17 protein-coding genes and 1 riboswitch are annotated in these 15,917 nt (G+C 50.0%); all 17 genes read left to right on the top strand.

What is annotated here, in order from left to right; translation table 11 throughout:
• Nucleotides 1-388: 388 nt before the first annotated feature.
• Nucleotides 389-587, top strand: a riboswitch (cobalamin riboswitch).
• A gap of 140 nt (nucleotides 588-727) precedes the next feature.
• From MYF79_RS17475 to cobC, 17 genes are read left to right on the top strand one after another with little or no spacing between them, the layout of a single operon-like run.
• On the top strand, nucleotides 728-1,087 hold the full coding sequence (locus MYF79_RS17475) for a (2Fe-2S) ferredoxin domain-containing protein (protein ID WP_247808939.1): 360 nt from the start codon (nucleotides 728-730) through the stop codon (nucleotides 1,085-1,087).
• Nucleotides 1,087-1,920 carry an NAD+ synthetase gene (locus MYF79_RS17470; RefSeq protein ID WP_247808938.1) on the top strand — a complete coding sequence of 278 codons (834 nt, stop codon included), beginning with the start codon at nucleotides 1,087-1,089 and terminating at the stop codon, nucleotides 1,918-1,920. Before MYF79_RS17475 ends, MYF79_RS17470 begins: the two co-directional genes overlap by 1 nt.
• Nucleotides 1,917-2,750 carry an SDR family oxidoreductase gene (locus MYF79_RS17465; RefSeq protein ID WP_247808937.1) on the top strand — a complete coding sequence of 278 codons (834 nt, stop codon included), beginning with the start codon at nucleotides 1,917-1,919 and terminating at the stop codon, nucleotides 2,748-2,750. Before MYF79_RS17470 ends, MYF79_RS17465 begins: the two co-directional genes overlap by 4 nt.
• A 7-nt stretch (nucleotides 2,751-2,757) precedes the next feature.
• A complete protein-coding gene (locus MYF79_RS17460; protein ID WP_247808936.1) occupies nucleotides 2,758-3,687 on the top strand; it encodes a sirohydrochlorin chelatase in 930 nt (309 codons plus the stop codon).
• A gap of 3 nt (nucleotides 3,688-3,690) precedes the next feature.
• Nucleotides 3,691-4,398: a precorrin-2 C(20)-methyltransferase gene (cobI, locus tag MYF79_RS17455; RefSeq protein ID WP_247808935.1), complete on the top strand. Its 708-nt coding sequence runs from the start codon at nucleotides 3,691-3,693 to the stop codon at nucleotides 4,396-4,398.
• A complete protein-coding gene (gene cobJ / locus MYF79_RS17450) occupies nucleotides 4,395-5,747 on the top strand; it encodes a precorrin-3B C(17)-methyltransferase (protein WP_247808934.1) in 1,353 nt (450 codons plus the stop codon). The genes cobI and cobJ overlap by 4 nt, the downstream gene beginning before the upstream one ends.
• Nucleotides 5,748-5,750: 3 nt before the next feature.
• The gene (gene cbiE, locus MYF79_RS17445) at nucleotides 5,751-6,935 is read left to right on the top strand and encodes a precorrin-6y C5,15-methyltransferase (decarboxylating) subunit CbiE (RefSeq protein WP_247808933.1); all 1,185 of its coding nucleotides are present in this window, start codon (nucleotides 5,751-5,753) and stop codon (nucleotides 6,933-6,935) included.
• Nucleotide 6,936: 1 nt separating this feature from the next.
• Complete coding sequence (gene cobM / locus MYF79_RS17440) at nucleotides 6,937-8,769, top strand: precorrin-4 C(11)-methyltransferase (RefSeq protein WP_247808932.1); 1,833 nt, start codon at nucleotides 6,937-6,939, stop codon at nucleotides 8,767-8,769.
• Complete coding sequence (gene cobK / locus MYF79_RS17435; protein WP_247808931.1) at nucleotides 8,770-9,528, top strand: precorrin-6A reductase; 759 nt, start codon at nucleotides 8,770-8,772, stop codon at nucleotides 9,526-9,528.
• The gene (locus MYF79_RS17430) at nucleotides 9,525-10,607 is read left to right on the top strand and encodes a cobalt-precorrin-5B (C(1))-methyltransferase (RefSeq protein ID WP_247808930.1); all 1,083 of its coding nucleotides are present in this window, start codon (nucleotides 9,525-9,527) and stop codon (nucleotides 10,605-10,607) included. Before cobK ends, MYF79_RS17430 begins: the two co-directional genes overlap by 4 nt.
• 1 nt (nucleotide 10,608) lies before the next feature.
• Nucleotides 10,609-11,304 carry a hypothetical protein gene (locus MYF79_RS17425; RefSeq protein WP_247808929.1) on the top strand — a complete coding sequence of 232 codons (696 nt, stop codon included), beginning with the start codon at nucleotides 10,609-10,611 and terminating at the stop codon, nucleotides 11,302-11,304.
• A gap of 19 nt (nucleotides 11,305-11,323) precedes the next feature.
• Complete coding sequence (locus tag MYF79_RS17420; protein ID WP_247808928.1) at nucleotides 11,324-12,268, top strand: ATP-binding protein; 945 nt, start codon at nucleotides 11,324-11,326, stop codon at nucleotides 12,266-12,268.
• A 47-nt stretch (nucleotides 12,269-12,315) separates the two neighbouring features.
• On the top strand, nucleotides 12,316-13,026 hold the full coding sequence (locus MYF79_RS17415; protein WP_247808927.1) for a vWA domain-containing protein: 711 nt from the start codon (nucleotides 12,316-12,318) through the stop codon (nucleotides 13,024-13,026).
• A 10-nt stretch (nucleotides 13,027-13,036) separates the two neighbouring features.
• Nucleotides 13,037-13,540 carry a bifunctional adenosylcobinamide kinase/adenosylcobinamide-phosphate guanylyltransferase gene (locus MYF79_RS17410; protein WP_247808926.1) on the top strand — a complete coding sequence of 168 codons (504 nt, stop codon included), beginning with the start codon at nucleotides 13,037-13,039 and terminating at the stop codon, nucleotides 13,538-13,540.
• Nucleotides 13,541-13,560: 20 nt separating this feature from the next.
• Nucleotides 13,561-14,601 (top strand): nicotinate-nucleotide--dimethylbenzimidazole phosphoribosyltransferase, encoded by a 1,041-nt coding sequence (gene cobT, locus MYF79_RS17405; RefSeq protein ID WP_247808925.1) that lies wholly within the window; start codon nucleotides 13,561-13,563, stop codon nucleotides 14,599-14,601.
• A gap of 3 nt (nucleotides 14,602-14,604) precedes the next feature.
• The gene (locus tag MYF79_RS17400; protein WP_247808924.1) at nucleotides 14,605-15,408 is read left to right on the top strand and encodes an adenosylcobinamide-GDP ribazoletransferase; all 804 of its coding nucleotides are present in this window, start codon (nucleotides 14,605-14,607) and stop codon (nucleotides 15,406-15,408) included.
• The gene (cobC, locus tag MYF79_RS17395; RefSeq protein WP_247808923.1) at nucleotides 15,393-15,917 is read left to right on the top strand and encodes an alpha-ribazole phosphatase family protein; all 525 of its coding nucleotides are present in this window, start codon (nucleotides 15,393-15,395) and stop codon (nucleotides 15,915-15,917) included. Before MYF79_RS17400 ends, cobC begins: the two co-directional genes overlap by 16 nt.

Raw genomic sequence — 15,917 nt, 5'->3', positions numbered from 1 at the left:
TTCGCCAATATTTCGCAGCGACTTATTGTCGCTTTCCAAAATAACTATTCAGGATTAACCCGATAACATGACCATACAGATCCATTATAAGACGCCTTATAACAATCCTACAGCTACTACAGACGAAGATCTGAATTGAGAATTATGAATATGCTCGAACAAAGTATAGGAAACCTACGAATGGGTTACTGGGCAACATCTAATTTCAACTAGTCGCAAAGGTGATGAAATGACGCGACAAAATACATAACACCTTAGTTGTACGCATGTTATATCGCATCAATACCTTACCCGCAACACAAAGAAAACCATACATTGCGCACCGTATATGCGTACGGGATCCCCCCGTACAATTCCCCTGTCTTAGGAAAACAATAAATAATTCCCTACCTTCACGCCAGTTTTTGGTTTTCAGCCGCTCATACCGGTTGAAATTAAAAGGGAATTTGGTGTAATTCCAAAACAGTTCCCGCTGCTGTAAGTTCCAAAACAGCTCTTAACTTATGCCACTGTCCCGCTATCAGGCGGATGGGAAGGCGTTAAGAGTGGAACAAGTCAGAAGACCTGCCAACAACCATGTTTATCCAACGCTTCGGGAAGAAAGCACAGGAAAAGCAACACGTCATATCATGTGATCTGCGTTGCCCTACCCCGCTATTTCCCCTCCTGAAGTTTTGTTTAATCATTAACGGGTAATTAATGTATTAAATTAAATGTAGGCAACAGTATGGCGATCAAAGACCTGACCAAAGTTCAAAAGATCCTTTTCATTTGCAATGGCGGCACCTGCAGCAAAAGCGGCGCCGACGAAAACACCAACCAGTTAAGAGCACATCTTAGCGAGCATGACCTCAACGACGAAATTCACACTGTACGTACCAAATGCCTGGGGCAATGTACCTGGGGACCAATGATCTTCATGCACCCGGAAGGTCTCTGGTATAAAGGCGTTACGCCTGATACCACCCGCGAGATCGTTACACAACACCTCATGCAGAACGTACTGCTGGAAGAACATGTACACTTTCCCGCTGCTGAACTTGTAGACGTCAAACCTCTCATCCTTAGCGGACAACCGAACGAATAATGGACTTCTTACAACAGGACCTTACAGGGTTCATTGTCCTGTCGGTACTAGGCCTGCGACATGGACTGGACCCTGATCATATTACCGTCATAGACGGTTATACCTACCGCCTGCATCTGAATAAAAGTATCTGGACCCGTTGGGTAGGTACTCTTTTCACCTTCGGGCATGGTATCATGGTAACCGCCATTGCACTCTTCCTCTGCATCCTGAAGAACAATTTCGAAATGCCCACTATGCTCGATATCATAGTGGAATGGTTGTCTTCTGTGATGCTGCTCTTTATGGGCGTCTCCAACCTTATCTCACTTACGCGTAAAGACGGCGCACAACTCAGCGGGTTCAGGAAAAAGCTGCTGCCGAAATCGTTCAGCAACAGTCTTAATCCGTTCACCGTGATCATCACCGGCATCATCTTCGGTTTCATCTTTGATACCTCCTCCCAGATCGCGGCTTTTGGGTACGCAGTATCTGTTTCTAATCAGTGGATATATGCTATACTGGGTGGCGTGGTATTCTCCCTGGGTCTGATCCTCACCGGAACCTGCGACTCCCTCCTGCTCAGTAAACTGCTGAAAACATTCGATCAGAAAAAGATCCAGCGTCATCGCTTTAAGCTGAATGTGCTGATCACCATCATGTGTTTTGCCATTCCGCTGTATAAAATTGCAAGTGTAATGAACCCGGCACTGGAACTGGATGATTTCCAGAATAATATTGTCGGTCTTGTTTTTATCAGTATCATTATATCGTTATACGCTGAGCTGTACCTGCGACACAGGTACTCCAAAGGTGAAGCGGTATTAGAAAGCGTTAAGGACAATGTACTATGAACAAACAAACACTGGAAAATACAATTAGCATTCTCGGTTGCGGCTGGCTGGGGTTACCATTGGCAGCACACCTCGTGCAGGAAGGTTACACCGTTAAAGGGTCTGTCACACAGGCAGAAAGGTTTGAAGCGCTGCGCCAAAAAGGGATCGCACCCTACCAGGTGGAGATTACAGACACCAGTATTACCAGCAATGATCTGGCAGGGTTCCTTGAAAGCGAGATCCTCATCATCAATATTCCGCCTTCCCGCCGGGAAGATGTACTGCTCTATCACCAGGCGCAGATGAAGCTCTTGCTGGATCAGGTCCTCAAAAGCCCCGCAAAGCATGTCATCTTCGTCAGCTCCACCTCTGTATATCCTGACCTGAACCAGGAAGTAACAGAACTGGAGACAGCCCCGCCCTCGAAAGACAGCGGCAAGGCGCTACTGGCAGTGGAAAAAATGCTGCGGACAAATCCGCACCTGATCACGACCATCGTCCGGTTTGCCGGACTGGTTGGTTATGACCGCCTCCCCGGACGATTCCTCGCTGGCAAAAAGAATGTAGAGAATGGAGATGCTCCGATCAATGTCATCCACCAGGACGATTGTATTGCACTTATTACCGGCATCATACAACAACAGGCATGGGGTGAGATATTCAACGCCTGCGCAGATATGCATCCCACACGAAGGGAGTTCTATACACTGGCTGCTGCCAAAGCGGGACTTGAACTGCCCACCTTTGCAGCGGCGACAGATCCTCATTTTAAGATCATTAATTCCGAAAAGATCAAACAACGGCTGAACTATTCATTCAAATATCCGGATCCGCTCGGACTATTATAGTTATAACATGAAAGGGATATTAATATGTGGTCATGGCAGCCGGGATCCCCAAGGGGTATACGGCTTTAAAGAACTGGTATCAGCACTGCAAAAACGCTATCCGGACAGGATGGTGGATTACGGTTTCCTGGAATTCGCACACCCGGTGTATGCAGCCGCTGTAGAGCGCATGTACCTGGCAGGCGTGAGAGAGATCACCGCCGTGCCTGCGATCCTCTTTGCCGGCGGCCACGCCAAGAACGATATTCCCTATGAAATGAATACGCTGCAAAGCCAGTATAAAGACCTGACCATCAGGCTGGGCAGGCATATCGGCATTACGCCGTCCATGCTTCAGCTGGCGAAGCAACTCATTGAACAGGCAGAAGCAACAGCGCCAATACCCGACAGGAAAGACGCTTGTCTGCTGCTCGTAGGCAGGGGCACTTCCGACCCGGATGCTAACTCCGATGTGGCGAAGCTCACCCATATGCTGGGAGAAGGACTGGGCTACGGATTTGCCACCACGGCTTTCATCGGTGTAACACAACCACTGTTAAAAGACATCCTTCCTGTCATCGATCATCTGCCCTATAAAAGGATCCTGGCCCTGCCCGTATTCCTCTTCACCGGCGTGTTACTGAAAAAGATCTATACGCAACTGGATGAGTTCAGGGCAGTATCGCAGAAAGAGATCATCGCCACTGCCGCCTTCGGCTGTGATGAACTGCTGCTGCAAACAATTGATGAACGCATTCGTGAAGTGGAAGAAGGTAATCCAAATATGAATTGCCAGTTGTGTAAATATCGTACACAGATCATCGGCTTTGAAGAAGAGGTAGGCAATCCACAGGTAGGTCATCACCTGGCAGTGAAAGGTATCCTCTTTGAAGAAGAGGAGAAGCCAGGCGATAAGAAAACAGTGTTCAGAAAAGTTAAAAAGATCCTAGGTATCTAATACATGCACAAACAGGGAAAGATATATGGCATTTCATTAGGGCCCGGCGATCCGCTGCTGATCACCGTAAAAGGCCTGCAAATATTGCAACAGGCGGATAAGATCTATTATCCGGGATCGCTGTTGCCGAATGGGACGACGGCCAGTTATTCATTACAGATACTGCAACACTACCAGCTGGAAGAAAGTAAATTACAGGGCATGTTTCTGAAAATGTCTGACGACCGCCAGTCGGCTGAAAACACCTATGCAAACACTTTTCAGCGGCTGCTGGCCGACTATCATAATGGTCTCCGCGTGGCCTTCGTCAGCGAAGGAGATATCTCTTTCTACAGCACTTTCGCCTACCTCCTAAAACATATCCAGGCACACAAACTGGACCTGGAGATCGTTGCCGGTGTGCCGTCCTTTATATTGGGCGCCGCCGAACATCAATCTTCACTCGCTGTTCTCAATGAGAAAATAGCTATTCTCCCGAGGATGAATGACCGCGATGCTCTCTCCCGCTACCTGCGGGAGTTTGAAACCGTTGTGCTGATCAAAGTACGCAGCGTGCTGCAGGAGATCCGTACACTCATCCGGCAAACCGGCCTGCAGATGGTCTACTGTGAACGATTGGGCACAACACAGCAATACATTACAACAGATATAAACGATCTGGAAAACAGGGAGATCCCCTATTTTTCTTTACTCATTTTAAAAAGGATATGAAGTTAAGTGTAGTTGGCATAGGACCCGGCGGTAAGGATTATATTCTGCCTGTAGCCCAACAGGTATTGGCAACAGCCGATATCGTGATCGGCTATAGTTATTACTTTCAGTTCATCGCACATCTCCTGAAATTAGATTGTGAATGTATCGGGAAAGACCTCACAGAAGAAGAAGCCCGTGCAGCACTGGCGGTAGAACGCTGTGAAGCGAACAAACATGTGGTGGTGATCAGTTCCGGTGATGCAGGCATTTATGCAATGGCCTCCCTGGTATATCAATATGCCAGTACACATGCCGATAAGGAGATTGAACTGGAGACCATTCCCGGTATCAGCGCTTTTATTGCTGCTGCCGGCAAACTGGGCGCTCCACTGGGTCATGACTTCTGCTGCATCTCACTATCCGACCTGATGACGCCCTGGCCCCTGATCGAAAAGCGGATACAGGCGGCGGCTATGGGCGACTTTGTCACCTCGCTTTATAACCCACGGAGTAAAAAACGTTTCTGGCAACTGTCCCGGTTTAAAGAGCTCTTCCTGCAACACCGGGAGCCAGCTACACCGGTTGCCATCATCCGCCAGGTAACAAGACCAGAAGAAGAGATCACGATCACCACGCTGGCGGACCTCTGCATCGAAGACGTGGACATGTTCTCGCTTGTGATGATCGGCAATTCACAGACCTACCAGTTTAAGAACTTCCTTGTCACGCCCCGCGGATATATGTCCAGGAAACCGCAAAGTGGCCAGGAAATACAGGACGAAAGCTTTCGGCAGATAGCTGCCCAAATGAAACGCCCGGACCTAACGATGGCCGACAGATGGGCTGTTATGCGTTGTATCCATACTACGGCCGACTTCGAATATGAGGATCTCTACCTGTCGAATAAGGATGCTATCACGCAATGGCATCACTATCTGAAGGCGGGCGGTACTATCGTTACTGATGTCACCATGGTGCAATCAGGTATTACCAAAGATTTTCTGAAGAAATATAATACCAGTGTATACTGTTACCTGAATGATGAAGCAGTACTGCCACTGGCGGAAAAAGAAAGGCTTACCCGCAGCCAGGCAGGCATGCGTATCGCGATAGAAAAACATCCGGAGGCACTGTTTGTGGTAGGGAATGCACCTACTGCCCTGTTTGAGCTCTGCGACCAGTTGCAGGACAATAGGTTCAGGCCGGCGGGTATTGTTGGTGCGCCTGTCGGATTTGTGAATGTAATCGAGTCCAAGCTGAAATTACAGGCCATGAAAAACGTGCCCTACGTCATCATACAGGGACGTAAAGGCGGCAGCAATGTGGCAGCCAGTATCGTCAATGCAGCTTTCACCGTAAATGATTAAGTAGTGGAATATATTGTGATCGGCATATCAAATGAACCTGACTACATCCTGCCGGATGCAGTCAGACAACTGTTACCATCGCACAAGGTATTCTCCGGCGGTAAGCGGCACTATGAGCTGGTGAAAAAACACCTTCCTGCACATCATCATTGGATAGATATTCAGGGTAATATGCCTGTTCTCTTTGAACAGTTCAGCCAGCATAACGGGCCCGTGGTGGTATTCGCCTCCGGAGACCCGCTGTTCTATGGCTTTGCCGGCACTATACAGAAATTCGATCCGGCAGCAACGATGAAGATCTATCCTTATTTCAACAGCATACAATTGCTTTGTCATGCGAACAATCTTGCTTACGCCAACCTGCGGAATGTGTCTGTACACGGACGCTCCTGGGATGAACTGGACAATGCCCTCCTTACACAGGCACCAATGATCGGTGTATTGACAGACCAGCAGAAGACACCGGCAGTTATTGCTCAACGCATGCTGGAATACAATTTCACCAATTACAGAATGATCGTAGGCGAAGACCTGGGCGGCCTCCATCATCGCACCACCACATTTGAATTAACTGAAGCGATCAGGCATACGGCACATCAGCTGAACTGTGTGATACTGGTAAGAACATACAGGCAGGCATTCTCGTACGGCATCGCAGACCATCTTTTCTATAGCCTGGAAAACCGTCCGAATATGATCACCAAAATGCCCGTGCGTCTCTCCAGCCTGTCCTTCCTGGACCTCGCCGGGCGTAATGTGCTCTGGGATATAGGCTTTTGTACCGGCGCTGTTTCTATTGAAGCCAGGAGATCCTATCCGCACCTGCGCATCGTCGCTTTTGAACAAAGGAGCGAATGCAGTGAGTTGATGGATAAAAATATGCGCAGGCATTCCACACCGGGTATTACAAGTGTGATGGGCGATTTCTTTGAGACAGACCTTCATCTCTACCCAGCTCCTGATGCGGTCTTCATCGGTGGGCACGGCGGCAGGCTGGAAGAACTATTGCGGAAACTGGATACCCTCCTTCCCTCCGGCGGCAGGATCGTATTGAATGCAGTGAAAGAGGAAAGCAAAACTCAGTTTACAGCCATCGCGCAGGCGTTAGATTATACATTGTCAACACCGATGGTGATACGGGTGGATGATCACAATCCTATTACCATACTGGGAGCAGAAAAAAGATAACATGAGCAAGACAGTCATCATAGCCAGCACCGACAGTGGCCTTGCGTTGGGCAACAGGATCAGGACAGAATTCCCGAAGTCCCTGCTGGTCAGCACCCGTCATCATGAGCAGGCAACACACATCGATAGCATTGCTTCCTTCCTGGCAGTTAATTTCAGCAGTTTCGATACACTGATCTTTATCGGGGCACTGGGCATCTGCGTAAGAAGCATTGCGCCTTATTTACAGGATAAACAAACAGATCCTGCCGTCATCAATATGGACGACAGGGGGCTTTTTGTACAATCAGTGGTATCAGGACATATCGGCGGCGCCAATGCCATTACCCGCAAACTAGCGGCCGCCACCGGCGCTCAGGCGGTGATCACCACCAGTAGTGACCTGCAGGATATCTGGTCGCTCGATACACTGGCGGAGCAATTTGGCTGGAAGACGGCCGCCAGCCGGGACATGAACAGTATTATTTCCTTATTCGTCAATAACCAACCTACAGCGGTACTGCTCGACATCAAGGACAAAGGCACGGCACATCTCGAAAAGACACTGCCAGCCTTTGCAGATGTCTTTTATGACCTTGACCAGGCAGACCTTTCGAAGTATGCGCTGCTGATCGCGGTGACTTATAAAAAGTACCTGGTAAGTATACCCGTACTATATCTCCATCCGCCGGTATTACATCTCGGGATGGGCTGCTCGCGGGATATAGAAACAGCGCTCCTGGAGGCGTCTGTATACCAGCAGTTGGCGCAGCATGGACTTGCTATGGAATCTGTGAGGGCGATGGGCTCCATTGATGTAAAACACGACGAAACCGCCTTTATTGCATTGGCGGAAAAACTGCAGATCCCCTTTATTACTTATACGGCCGATGAGCTGAATACACAGGAGGTGCTTAACCCGTCGGAAGTAGTGATGTCAAAACTCGGCGTACATAGTGTGTCCGAAGCATCTGCCATGTTGCTGTCTGGCAATAAGGAACTGCTGCTGGAGAAACAGAAGATCTCTGTTCCTTCCGGCAAAAAACATACAATTGCCGTTGCCCTTGAGCGCCAGGCGGTCAGGAAGGCAGTGATCGCTATTGTAGGCGCGGGACCGGGAGACGCGGAGCTGATCAGCCTAAAAGGCAAACAACTCGTGGAGGAAGCAGATCTTATCTTATACGCAGGTAGTCTCATACCGGAAGAGATCACCCACTATGCAAAAAAAGAAGCGATCGTGCGGAACTCTGCCAGTATGACCCTGGAAGAGCAGATCAGTTTAATGGAAGAACATTATGCAAAAGGACATCTGATCGTGCGCCTGCAATCCGGCGACCCAAGTATTTACGGCGCCATACAGGAACAGATGAGCATCTTCGACGAAAAAGGCATGGACTACTACATCGTACCAGGCATCTCCTCCTTCCAGGCAGCAGCTGCCAGCCTGAAATCAGAATTCACTATTCCTGAAGTGGTGCAAACCATCATCCTGACACGGGGTGCAGGCAAGACACCATTGCCAGAACACGAGAAACTGAATGAGATGGCTAAACACAAAGCCACCATGTGCATCTTCCTGAGCGCTACCATCGCAAGGCCGGTACAGGAGCAGTTGCTCGAACACTATGACCCCGAAACGCCGGTAGCCGTCTTGTACCGGGTAAGCTGGAAAGATGAAGAGATCTACACCGGCCAGTTAAAAGACCTGGCGCAGATCGTACGCGATCATAAGCTGACGCTGACCACCCTCGTGATAGTAGGTGTCGCCATCGGCGCCAGAAAGAACCGTTCACATTTATACAATCCTGACTGGAAGCATACTTTCAGAACAGGTAAAGCCATAAAAACAAATTAAATGATCCTCGTATTTGGCGGAACAACAGAAGGTAAAAAAGTGGCAGGCATCCTGGAGAAGGCGGCTTGTCCCTATTACTATTCCACCAAAACAAATATTGACTTTCAGCCGGGCGCATATGGCATTTACCGGCATGGCGCGCTCACGGCAACACAGCTACAGGCATTCTGTAAAGTTCATGCTGTCAGGGCTATCGTTCATGCCAGTCACCCCTTTGCCACCCAGCTGCACGCTACTATTTATGAAAGTGCACAGACGCTGTCCCTTCCGGTACTCCGCTATGAACGCAATTACCCGGAGCGGCTGGAACATCCGCTTGTAAAATATTGCAGCTCTTATACAGTTGCGATGTCCTGGCTGGAACAGCATCCGGTGAAGCGATTGCTGGCATTAACAGGTGTGCAGACCATTGCACCGCTGACTCCCTACTGGCAACAGCATGCCACCATCTTCCGCATCCTGCCCAGGGAAAGTTCCCTGGCGCTGGCAGTACAGGCAGGCTTTCCAAAAGAACACCTCGTGCAGGATATGCCGGGCAACGATCTGCAACAGGAACTGGCCCTTATTCGGCAATATGACATTGATTGTATACTGACGAAAGAAAGCGGGGAATCCGGTTTCCTGGCTACTAAGATACAGGCAGCCCTGCAAAGTAATATTCCCATCCTGATCATCGAACGTCCTGCCCTGCCGGATACGTTCATCACCGTCAGCGATGAAGTATCACTCCTGGCTGGGCTCAACAGCGTCTTGTCATGAGCCTGCGGCCGGTTCCCGAAGGGCCCTTAAGACAAGGGTACACGACAGGGGCCTGCGCCACCGCCTGTACGAAGGCCGCTTTGCTGGCGCTTATTACACAGACGCCGGTGCAGGAGGTAGAGATCACACTGCCACGGGGAGAAAAAGTGACATTCCGGATCAGTGTATGCACATACAGCGCTGACAAGGCCACCTGCACCACCGTAAAAGATGCAGGCGACGATCCGGATGTGACACATGGAGCCACGGTCGGCTGCACCGTGTCTTTCAATGATACACAGGAAGTCAGGTTCCTTCGTGGGGAAGGCGTTGGGCTGGTCACCCTTCCCGGTCTGGCGATCAGTGTAGGAGAGCCGGCCATTAACCCGGTACCCCGGAAAATGATGACGGATGTTGTCCATTTCCTGACACACCGTTATTCGCTTAATAAGGGGGTAAATATCGAGGTTTTCGTGGTGGATGGAGCAGAGATAGCCAAAAAGACTTTAAACAGCCGTATTGGCATCTTAGGCGGCATTTCCATATTGGGCACTACCGGCATTGTGCGGCCCTTCAGTTCCTCCGCCTACATTGCCAGCATCACGCAGGGCATTGATGTGGCGCTGGCCAATAACTGCAGGGAGATCGTCATCAATTCCGGCGGCCGTTCGGAGAACCTGCTGCGGAAACGGTTTCACCATCTGCCGGAATTTGCTTTCATCCAGTATGGAAACTGGATCGGGGAAACGCTGGCGAAGATCCGCGCTGTGCCCCTGCGGCAGGTGAACATGGGCATCATGCTGGGGAAGGCTGCCAAACTTGCCCAGGGAGAACTGGATACACATAGCGGGAAGTCCAGCTGGGATAAACAGTTCATCTACACAATGGCAAGGGACTGTGGTTATAGTGAAGATCAATGCCGGCCTATCCTGGAGCTGAACATGGCCCGGCGACTCACAGAGCTGTTTCCCTTCGATGAAGCGGAACCATTCTTCCGGGAACTGGCAGCACGTTGTTATGCGGTCTGTGCACCACTGATACCGGACGTACAGCTGCAGCTTCTGCTGATCGACGCAAATGATGCTATTCTAACTTTTTAATATGATCGGATACTTATTTACAGACTCAATACTCCTGGGCATCCAGCACTCTTTCGAGCCCGACCACATGGCGGCAGTGTCTGTACTGGCGTCGGATAAGGCCAACAACAGGATCGGGCTTTCGAAACTGATCTGGCGTTCCTCCCAATGGGCATTGGGCCACTCCACTTCACTGATCCTGTTCAGCTGTTTTGCCCTGTTGCTGAAATCAGCCTTACCACTGAACATCTCTTCCTATGCAGAGATAGTAGTAGGTCCGGTGATGATCTGGCTGGGCATATCCGCCATCCGCCGCAATCATAAGCTGAAGCAGATGATGGCTGCACACAAGGCATTTGCAGAACATGAGCACATTAATAACGCGCTGCACATTCATGGTAAACAAGGGCAGGAAATTGCCATGAACCCTTTAAGCCGTTCTTTCTGGGTAGGCATGCTGCATGGACTGGCAGGCACCGGCGGGGCATGCGCCATCGCACTGATCATGGCCTCCAGCAGTACAGGTATTGCCATTGGCATCATTGTACTGCAGAGTGTTGGTATCGTGGTGGCCATGACCACCTACAGCTGCGTACTGGCCTTTTCGGTATCAAGGTTCATAGAACGCAATCAGCTGGCCTTTAAATCGCTCAACGCAGTTGTAGGCATTTTCTCCATTGGCGTAGGCTGCCTCTGGATCTACAACAGTTTCGCTTAACCATTAAACGGACCATTTCATGAGATCATTTCCTTTTACAGCCATACATGCACAGGAAGACTTTAAACTGACGCTGGTACTCTGCATGATAGACCCTGGCCTGGGGGGCGTACTGGCCCTGGGCGACAAAGGCACGGGAAAGACCACTACCGTAAGAGGGCTTAGCCACCTGATGCAACGCTGCATTACAGACTTCCCCTTTGTCAACCTGCCCATCGGCGCTACTGAAGACAGGGTACTTGGTAGCATCAAACTGGATGTGCTCATTAATGAGAAAAGAACGGAAGTGCAGCAGGGCCTCCTGGCGACTGCCAATCGGGGCATTCTTTATATAGACGAAGTAAACCTGTTGAATGACTACCTGATGGACGTACTGCTGGACGCAGCTGCCAGCGGCGGCTATCACCTCGAACGGGATACCGTGTCCAAATGGTTTGAAAGCAGGTTCTGCCTGGTAGGCACCATGAATCCGGAGGAAGGTGAACTGCGCCCGCAATTGCTGGACAGGTTCGGCCTGAGTGTAACGGTAAAAACGCCTATGGACAGAACAGACCGTATGGAGATCATCAACCGCCGTTTACAGTTCGACGCAGATGTACCCGCCTTCCATGAAAAATACGAAGCGGAGGAACAACAACTTGCCCGACAGATCATGTATGCCAGGGAGCAGGTAAAACAAGTAGCCTATTCCGACAGCATACTGGCCGGCATCGCTGATGCCTGCATCCAATACAAGGTAGAAGGGCTCCGTGCAGATATTCTGCTACTGAAAGCAGCGCGGGCATATGCTGCATTCTACGGTAAAAAAGAAGTCGCCACAGACGATGTTCATAAGGTGATGCCTTTCGTATTGTCTCACCGGTCCAAACACTATTCCTCCACGCAACATTCTCAGCAGAAAAGGGAAAGCCAGTCCCCGCGGGAAGAAAAGGAGGGCGAGTCGATAAGGGTCAGGATGAGCTGAGCAACAGCCAAAAATATTTACTGCAGGCAGCAGGAACAGATCAATACGTGCAACTGAAAACAGGTGGTGCTGAGGCAAGGAAAGGGATGGCCATGAAAGTCGCGCTTCACCTCCAGGGCGCCAGACAAAAGAGCGCCTCATTATCGCCGCGGGTAGATGTACTGGAAACAGTGAAATACTACCTGACGCATGATGAAACAACCATCAGGTATAAACGTCAACAGTCCAAAGCAGATATGTATGTTTTCTTCCTGGTAGACTCCAGTGGCTCTATGGTGAAAGACAGGCAAATCGCCTATATCAAAGGTCTTGTTGCGCAAACAATTGACCGTTACAAATCAAAACGGATCAAATACGCAGCAGTAGCCTTGAGCAATGGAACTGCGGAGTTATTGTCAGCGCCTACCCTGCATGTGCAGGAACTGGTCAATACACTTGCACACCTCAGCTCAGGAGGCAAAACGAATATGAAAGCTGGATTTGCGATGATCAGTCAATTGTTTAAGCGCAATATGAAAGAACATGCCAGCCTGTACATATTCACCGATGGAAAGATCAATGCCGGCAACACGGATGATCCATTTGGAGAAGCGGTATTGTTTTACAGGCAATATTTAAATGGTATCAAACGAACCACCGTCATCGATAATGAAAGCGGTTTTGTCAAACTGGAACTGGCCGAAAAACTGGCAGTGTCCATCGGCGCCGGATATCAGCATATCCGGCAAAACGCACCATTACCGGCGATAACAATATAAAATTCATCCAATGATCCACTATATATCAGGAGGTCAACGGTCCGGCAAAACAGACTACGCGATACAACAGGCATTGCTCCTGTCGGAACGCCCTGTTTACCTTGCCACATCCCGCATCTGGGATGAAGATCACAATGCCCGCATCACATTACACAAAAAAAACCGGGATGCACGCTGGGAAAACATCGAGGAAGAAAAAGAGATCAGCAAACTACTACTGGCCAATAAAACGGTCGTGCTGGACTGTGTAACACTATGGCTCACCAATTTCTTCGTGGACAATAACTACGATGCAGACCTGGCGCTGGCGGCAGCGAAAAAGGAATTTGATGCTTTTATCCAACAGGATTTCAACCTGATCATCATTTCCAATGAAATAGGGATGGGTGTACATGCCTCCACGGAAGGAGGCCGGAAGTTTGCTGACCTGCAGGGATGGATGAATCAATACATCGCACAGCAGGCAGATAAAGCAACGCTGATCGTATCCGGGCTTCCCCTCACATTAAAATAACTAATAAGCAGACACCTCATATGGCAACATTCAATATTCCACCGGTAAATAAAGACATCGCAGCAGCGCTGCAACATAAAATAGACAACAAGACCAAACCACTGGGTTCGTTGGGCCAGCTGGAAAAGATCGCCCTACAGGCAGGTGCTATACAACAGACGCTTAGCCCGGCATTACAGCAACCCACTATTGTTGTCTTTGCCGGCGATCATGGCATAGCAAAGGAAGGCGTAAGTCCCTTCCCGCAGGAAGTGACTTACCAGATGGTGTTTAACTTCTTACAGGGCGGCGCCGGTATCAATGTTTTTACCCGGCAGCATGGGATGCAGATCCGCGTAGTAGATGCGGGCGTGAACTTCGACTTCCATCAGCATCCCGGTCTTATACATGCGAAAGTAGGTATGGGTACTAAAAGCTATCTGCATGAACCGGCCATGACAATGATCCAGTGCCGGGAAGCTATTGAGAAGGGCGCGGCCATCGTCAGGGAGATACACCAGGAAGGTTGTAATGTGATCGGCTTTGGCGAGATGGGTATCAGCAATACTTCTTCCGCAGCTATCATTATGAGCCTGCTTTGCGATATCCCGCTGGCGCAATGCATAGGCCGGGGAACGGGACTGGATGATGAAGGATTGGCAAAGAAGTGCGCGATCCTCTCCGAAGCAGTAGCACACCATAAGGGCATTGAGAAGACGCCTCTGCAGGTATTAAGCACTTTCGGCGGCTTTGAGATCGCCATGATGTGTGGCGCCATGTTGCAGGCAGCTGCGGCAGGTATGATCATCCTGGTGGACGGGTTTATTTCCACTTCCGCGTTGCTGGTGGCATCCGGATTAGATAAGCATATCCTGGATTACTGCATCTTCACGCATCAGTCCAATGAGCAGGGGCATCAGCTGATGCTGGCCCATCTGAATGCTGTACCTTTGCTGCAGCTGGGCATGCGTTTAGGAGAAGGAACCGGGGCGGCGGTAGCTTATCCCCTGATCCGGTCTGCCGTCAATTTCCTGAATGAAATGGCCAGCTTTGAATCTGCCGGTGTATCCAATAAAGCATAGCATATGAAGCAGGAGCTCCGCATATTCTTAACAGCGCTGATGTTCTTTACCCGCATACCCCTACCCGCAGGTATTGATCATAACGCAGCCGATCTGAACAGATCCGGCCGCTACCTTCCCATGGTCGGCATCCTGGTAGGCATCATAGGCGCTGTCTGCTTTGCTGCAGCCCACGCGCTCTTCAAAGACATTTTCACAGCAGTTATACTTTCTCTCATCGCCACCCTGCTTGTCACAGGTGCATTCCATGAAGATGGACTGGCTGATGTAGCCGACGGTTTTGGCGGCGGCTGGACGAAGCAACGTATCCTGGAGATCATGAAAGACTCCCGTACGGGCGCTTTTGGTGTCATTGCCCTTATCGTGATAATACTCCTGAAAGTATGCCTGCTGGCGAAACTGGCTTTACTGATGGTCAATACACACCTGTTGGCATTCTGCCTGCTGTATGTGACCGCACACGCTTTCAGTCGCACGATGCCGGTGTTCCTCTTACGTTACATGCCTTATGCACGGGAAGACGACGCTACTTCCAAAAGTAAACCACTGGCTACGAAGATCAGCTGGCCGGGCTGCTGTGTGGCACTGATCACCGGGCTGGTTCCCCTGCTGCTGATGATCTATGCCCTTCATTACACCTACCTGCTGTTGCTGGTCCTTGTTCCCTGCGGCTTGCTCACTTTATACCTGTCCCGCTTCTTCCGTAAATGGATAGGCGGGTATACCGGCGACTGCCTCGGGGCAGTACAGCAACTGAATGAGATCACTTTTTATACGAGCATACTGGCAATATGGAATTATATCTAGTAAGGCATATCAAACCAGACTTTCCTGAAGGCACCAACTATGGTCAGACAGATGTTCCACTGCCGGCTGATTATGCCATGCTGCATGCAGCAATCATCAGCAGCTTGCCGGCAGATTATGACGCGGTGTACAGTAGTCCACTGACAAGATGTAAACTGCTGGCACAGGCCATTACGCCCACGCACATTACCGACCATCGCCTCATGGAGCTTCATTTCGGCAACTGGGAAGGCAAAAGGTGGGATGACATTCCCCGCGGGGAACTGGATCCCTGGATGGCAGACTATATCCGGCTGGCGCCGCCAAATGGAGAATCTTTACAGATGTTGACAGACCGTTTTGCGGCGTGTATCAAGGATCTGCAGGCAGCAAAGTACCAACGGGTAGTGATCATTACACATGCGGGTATCATCCGCAGTGCCATGCACCTCTTCAATGGCATTCCACTCAGTCAGATCATGACGGAGAAAGTCGAATACGGTGGCATTTATACATTCAACCTGAAATAA

It is taken from the genome of Chitinophaga filiformis (assembly GCF_023100805.1).
In the GTDB taxonomy this organism is placed as follows: domain Bacteria; phylum Bacteroidota; class Bacteroidia; order Chitinophagales; family Chitinophagaceae; genus Chitinophaga; species Chitinophaga filiformis_B.
The sequence above is the reverse complement of the archived record's forward strand: the minus strand, read 5'-3'. Positions and strand labels throughout refer to the sequence as shown.

Excerpts from the sequence above, each read along its gene's own strand:
- MYF79_RS17475 (WP_247808939.1), top strand. The coding sequence starts at position 728 with ATGGCGATCAAAGACCTGACCAAAGTTCAAAAGATCCTTTTCATTTGC.
- MYF79_RS17470 (WP_247808938.1), top strand. The coding sequence starts at position 1,087 with ATGGACTTCTTACAACAGGACCTTACAGGGTTCATTGTCCTGTCGGTA.
- MYF79_RS17465 (WP_247808937.1), top strand. The coding sequence starts at position 1,917 with ATGAACAAACAAACACTGGAAAATACAATTAGCATTCTCGGTTGCGGC.
- MYF79_RS17460 (WP_247808936.1), top strand. The coding sequence starts at position 2,758 with ATGAAAGGGATATTAATATGTGGTCATGGCAGCCGGGATCCCCAAGGG.
- cobI (WP_247808935.1), top strand. The coding sequence starts at position 3,691 with ATGCACAAACAGGGAAAGATATATGGCATTTCATTAGGGCCCGGCGAT.
- cobJ (WP_247808934.1), top strand. The coding sequence starts at position 4,395 with ATGAAGTTAAGTGTAGTTGGCATAGGACCCGGCGGTAAGGATTATATT.
- cobM (WP_247808932.1), top strand. The coding sequence starts at position 6,937 with ATGAGCAAGACAGTCATCATAGCCAGCACCGACAGTGGCCTTGCGTTG.
- cobK (WP_247808931.1), top strand. The coding sequence starts at position 8,770 with ATGATCCTCGTATTTGGCGGAACAACAGAAGGTAAAAAAGTGGCAGGC.
- MYF79_RS17430 (WP_247808930.1), top strand. The coding sequence starts at position 9,525 with ATGAGCCTGCGGCCGGTTCCCGAAGGGCCCTTAAGACAAGGGTACACG.
- MYF79_RS17425 (WP_247808929.1), top strand. The coding sequence starts at position 10,609 with ATGATCGGATACTTATTTACAGACTCAATACTCCTGGGCATCCAGCAC.
- MYF79_RS17420 (WP_247808928.1), top strand. The coding sequence starts at position 11,324 with ATGAGATCATTTCCTTTTACAGCCATACATGCACAGGAAGACTTTAAA.
- MYF79_RS17410 (WP_247808926.1), top strand. The coding sequence starts at position 13,037 with ATGATCCACTATATATCAGGAGGTCAACGGTCCGGCAAAACAGACTAC.
- cobT (WP_247808925.1), top strand. The coding sequence starts at position 13,561 with ATGGCAACATTCAATATTCCACCGGTAAATAAAGACATCGCAGCAGCG.
- MYF79_RS17400 (WP_247808924.1), top strand. The coding sequence starts at position 14,605 with ATGAAGCAGGAGCTCCGCATATTCTTAACAGCGCTGATGTTCTTTACC.
- cobC (WP_247808923.1), top strand. The coding sequence starts at position 15,393 with ATGGAATTATATCTAGTAAGGCATATCAAACCAGACTTTCCTGAAGGC.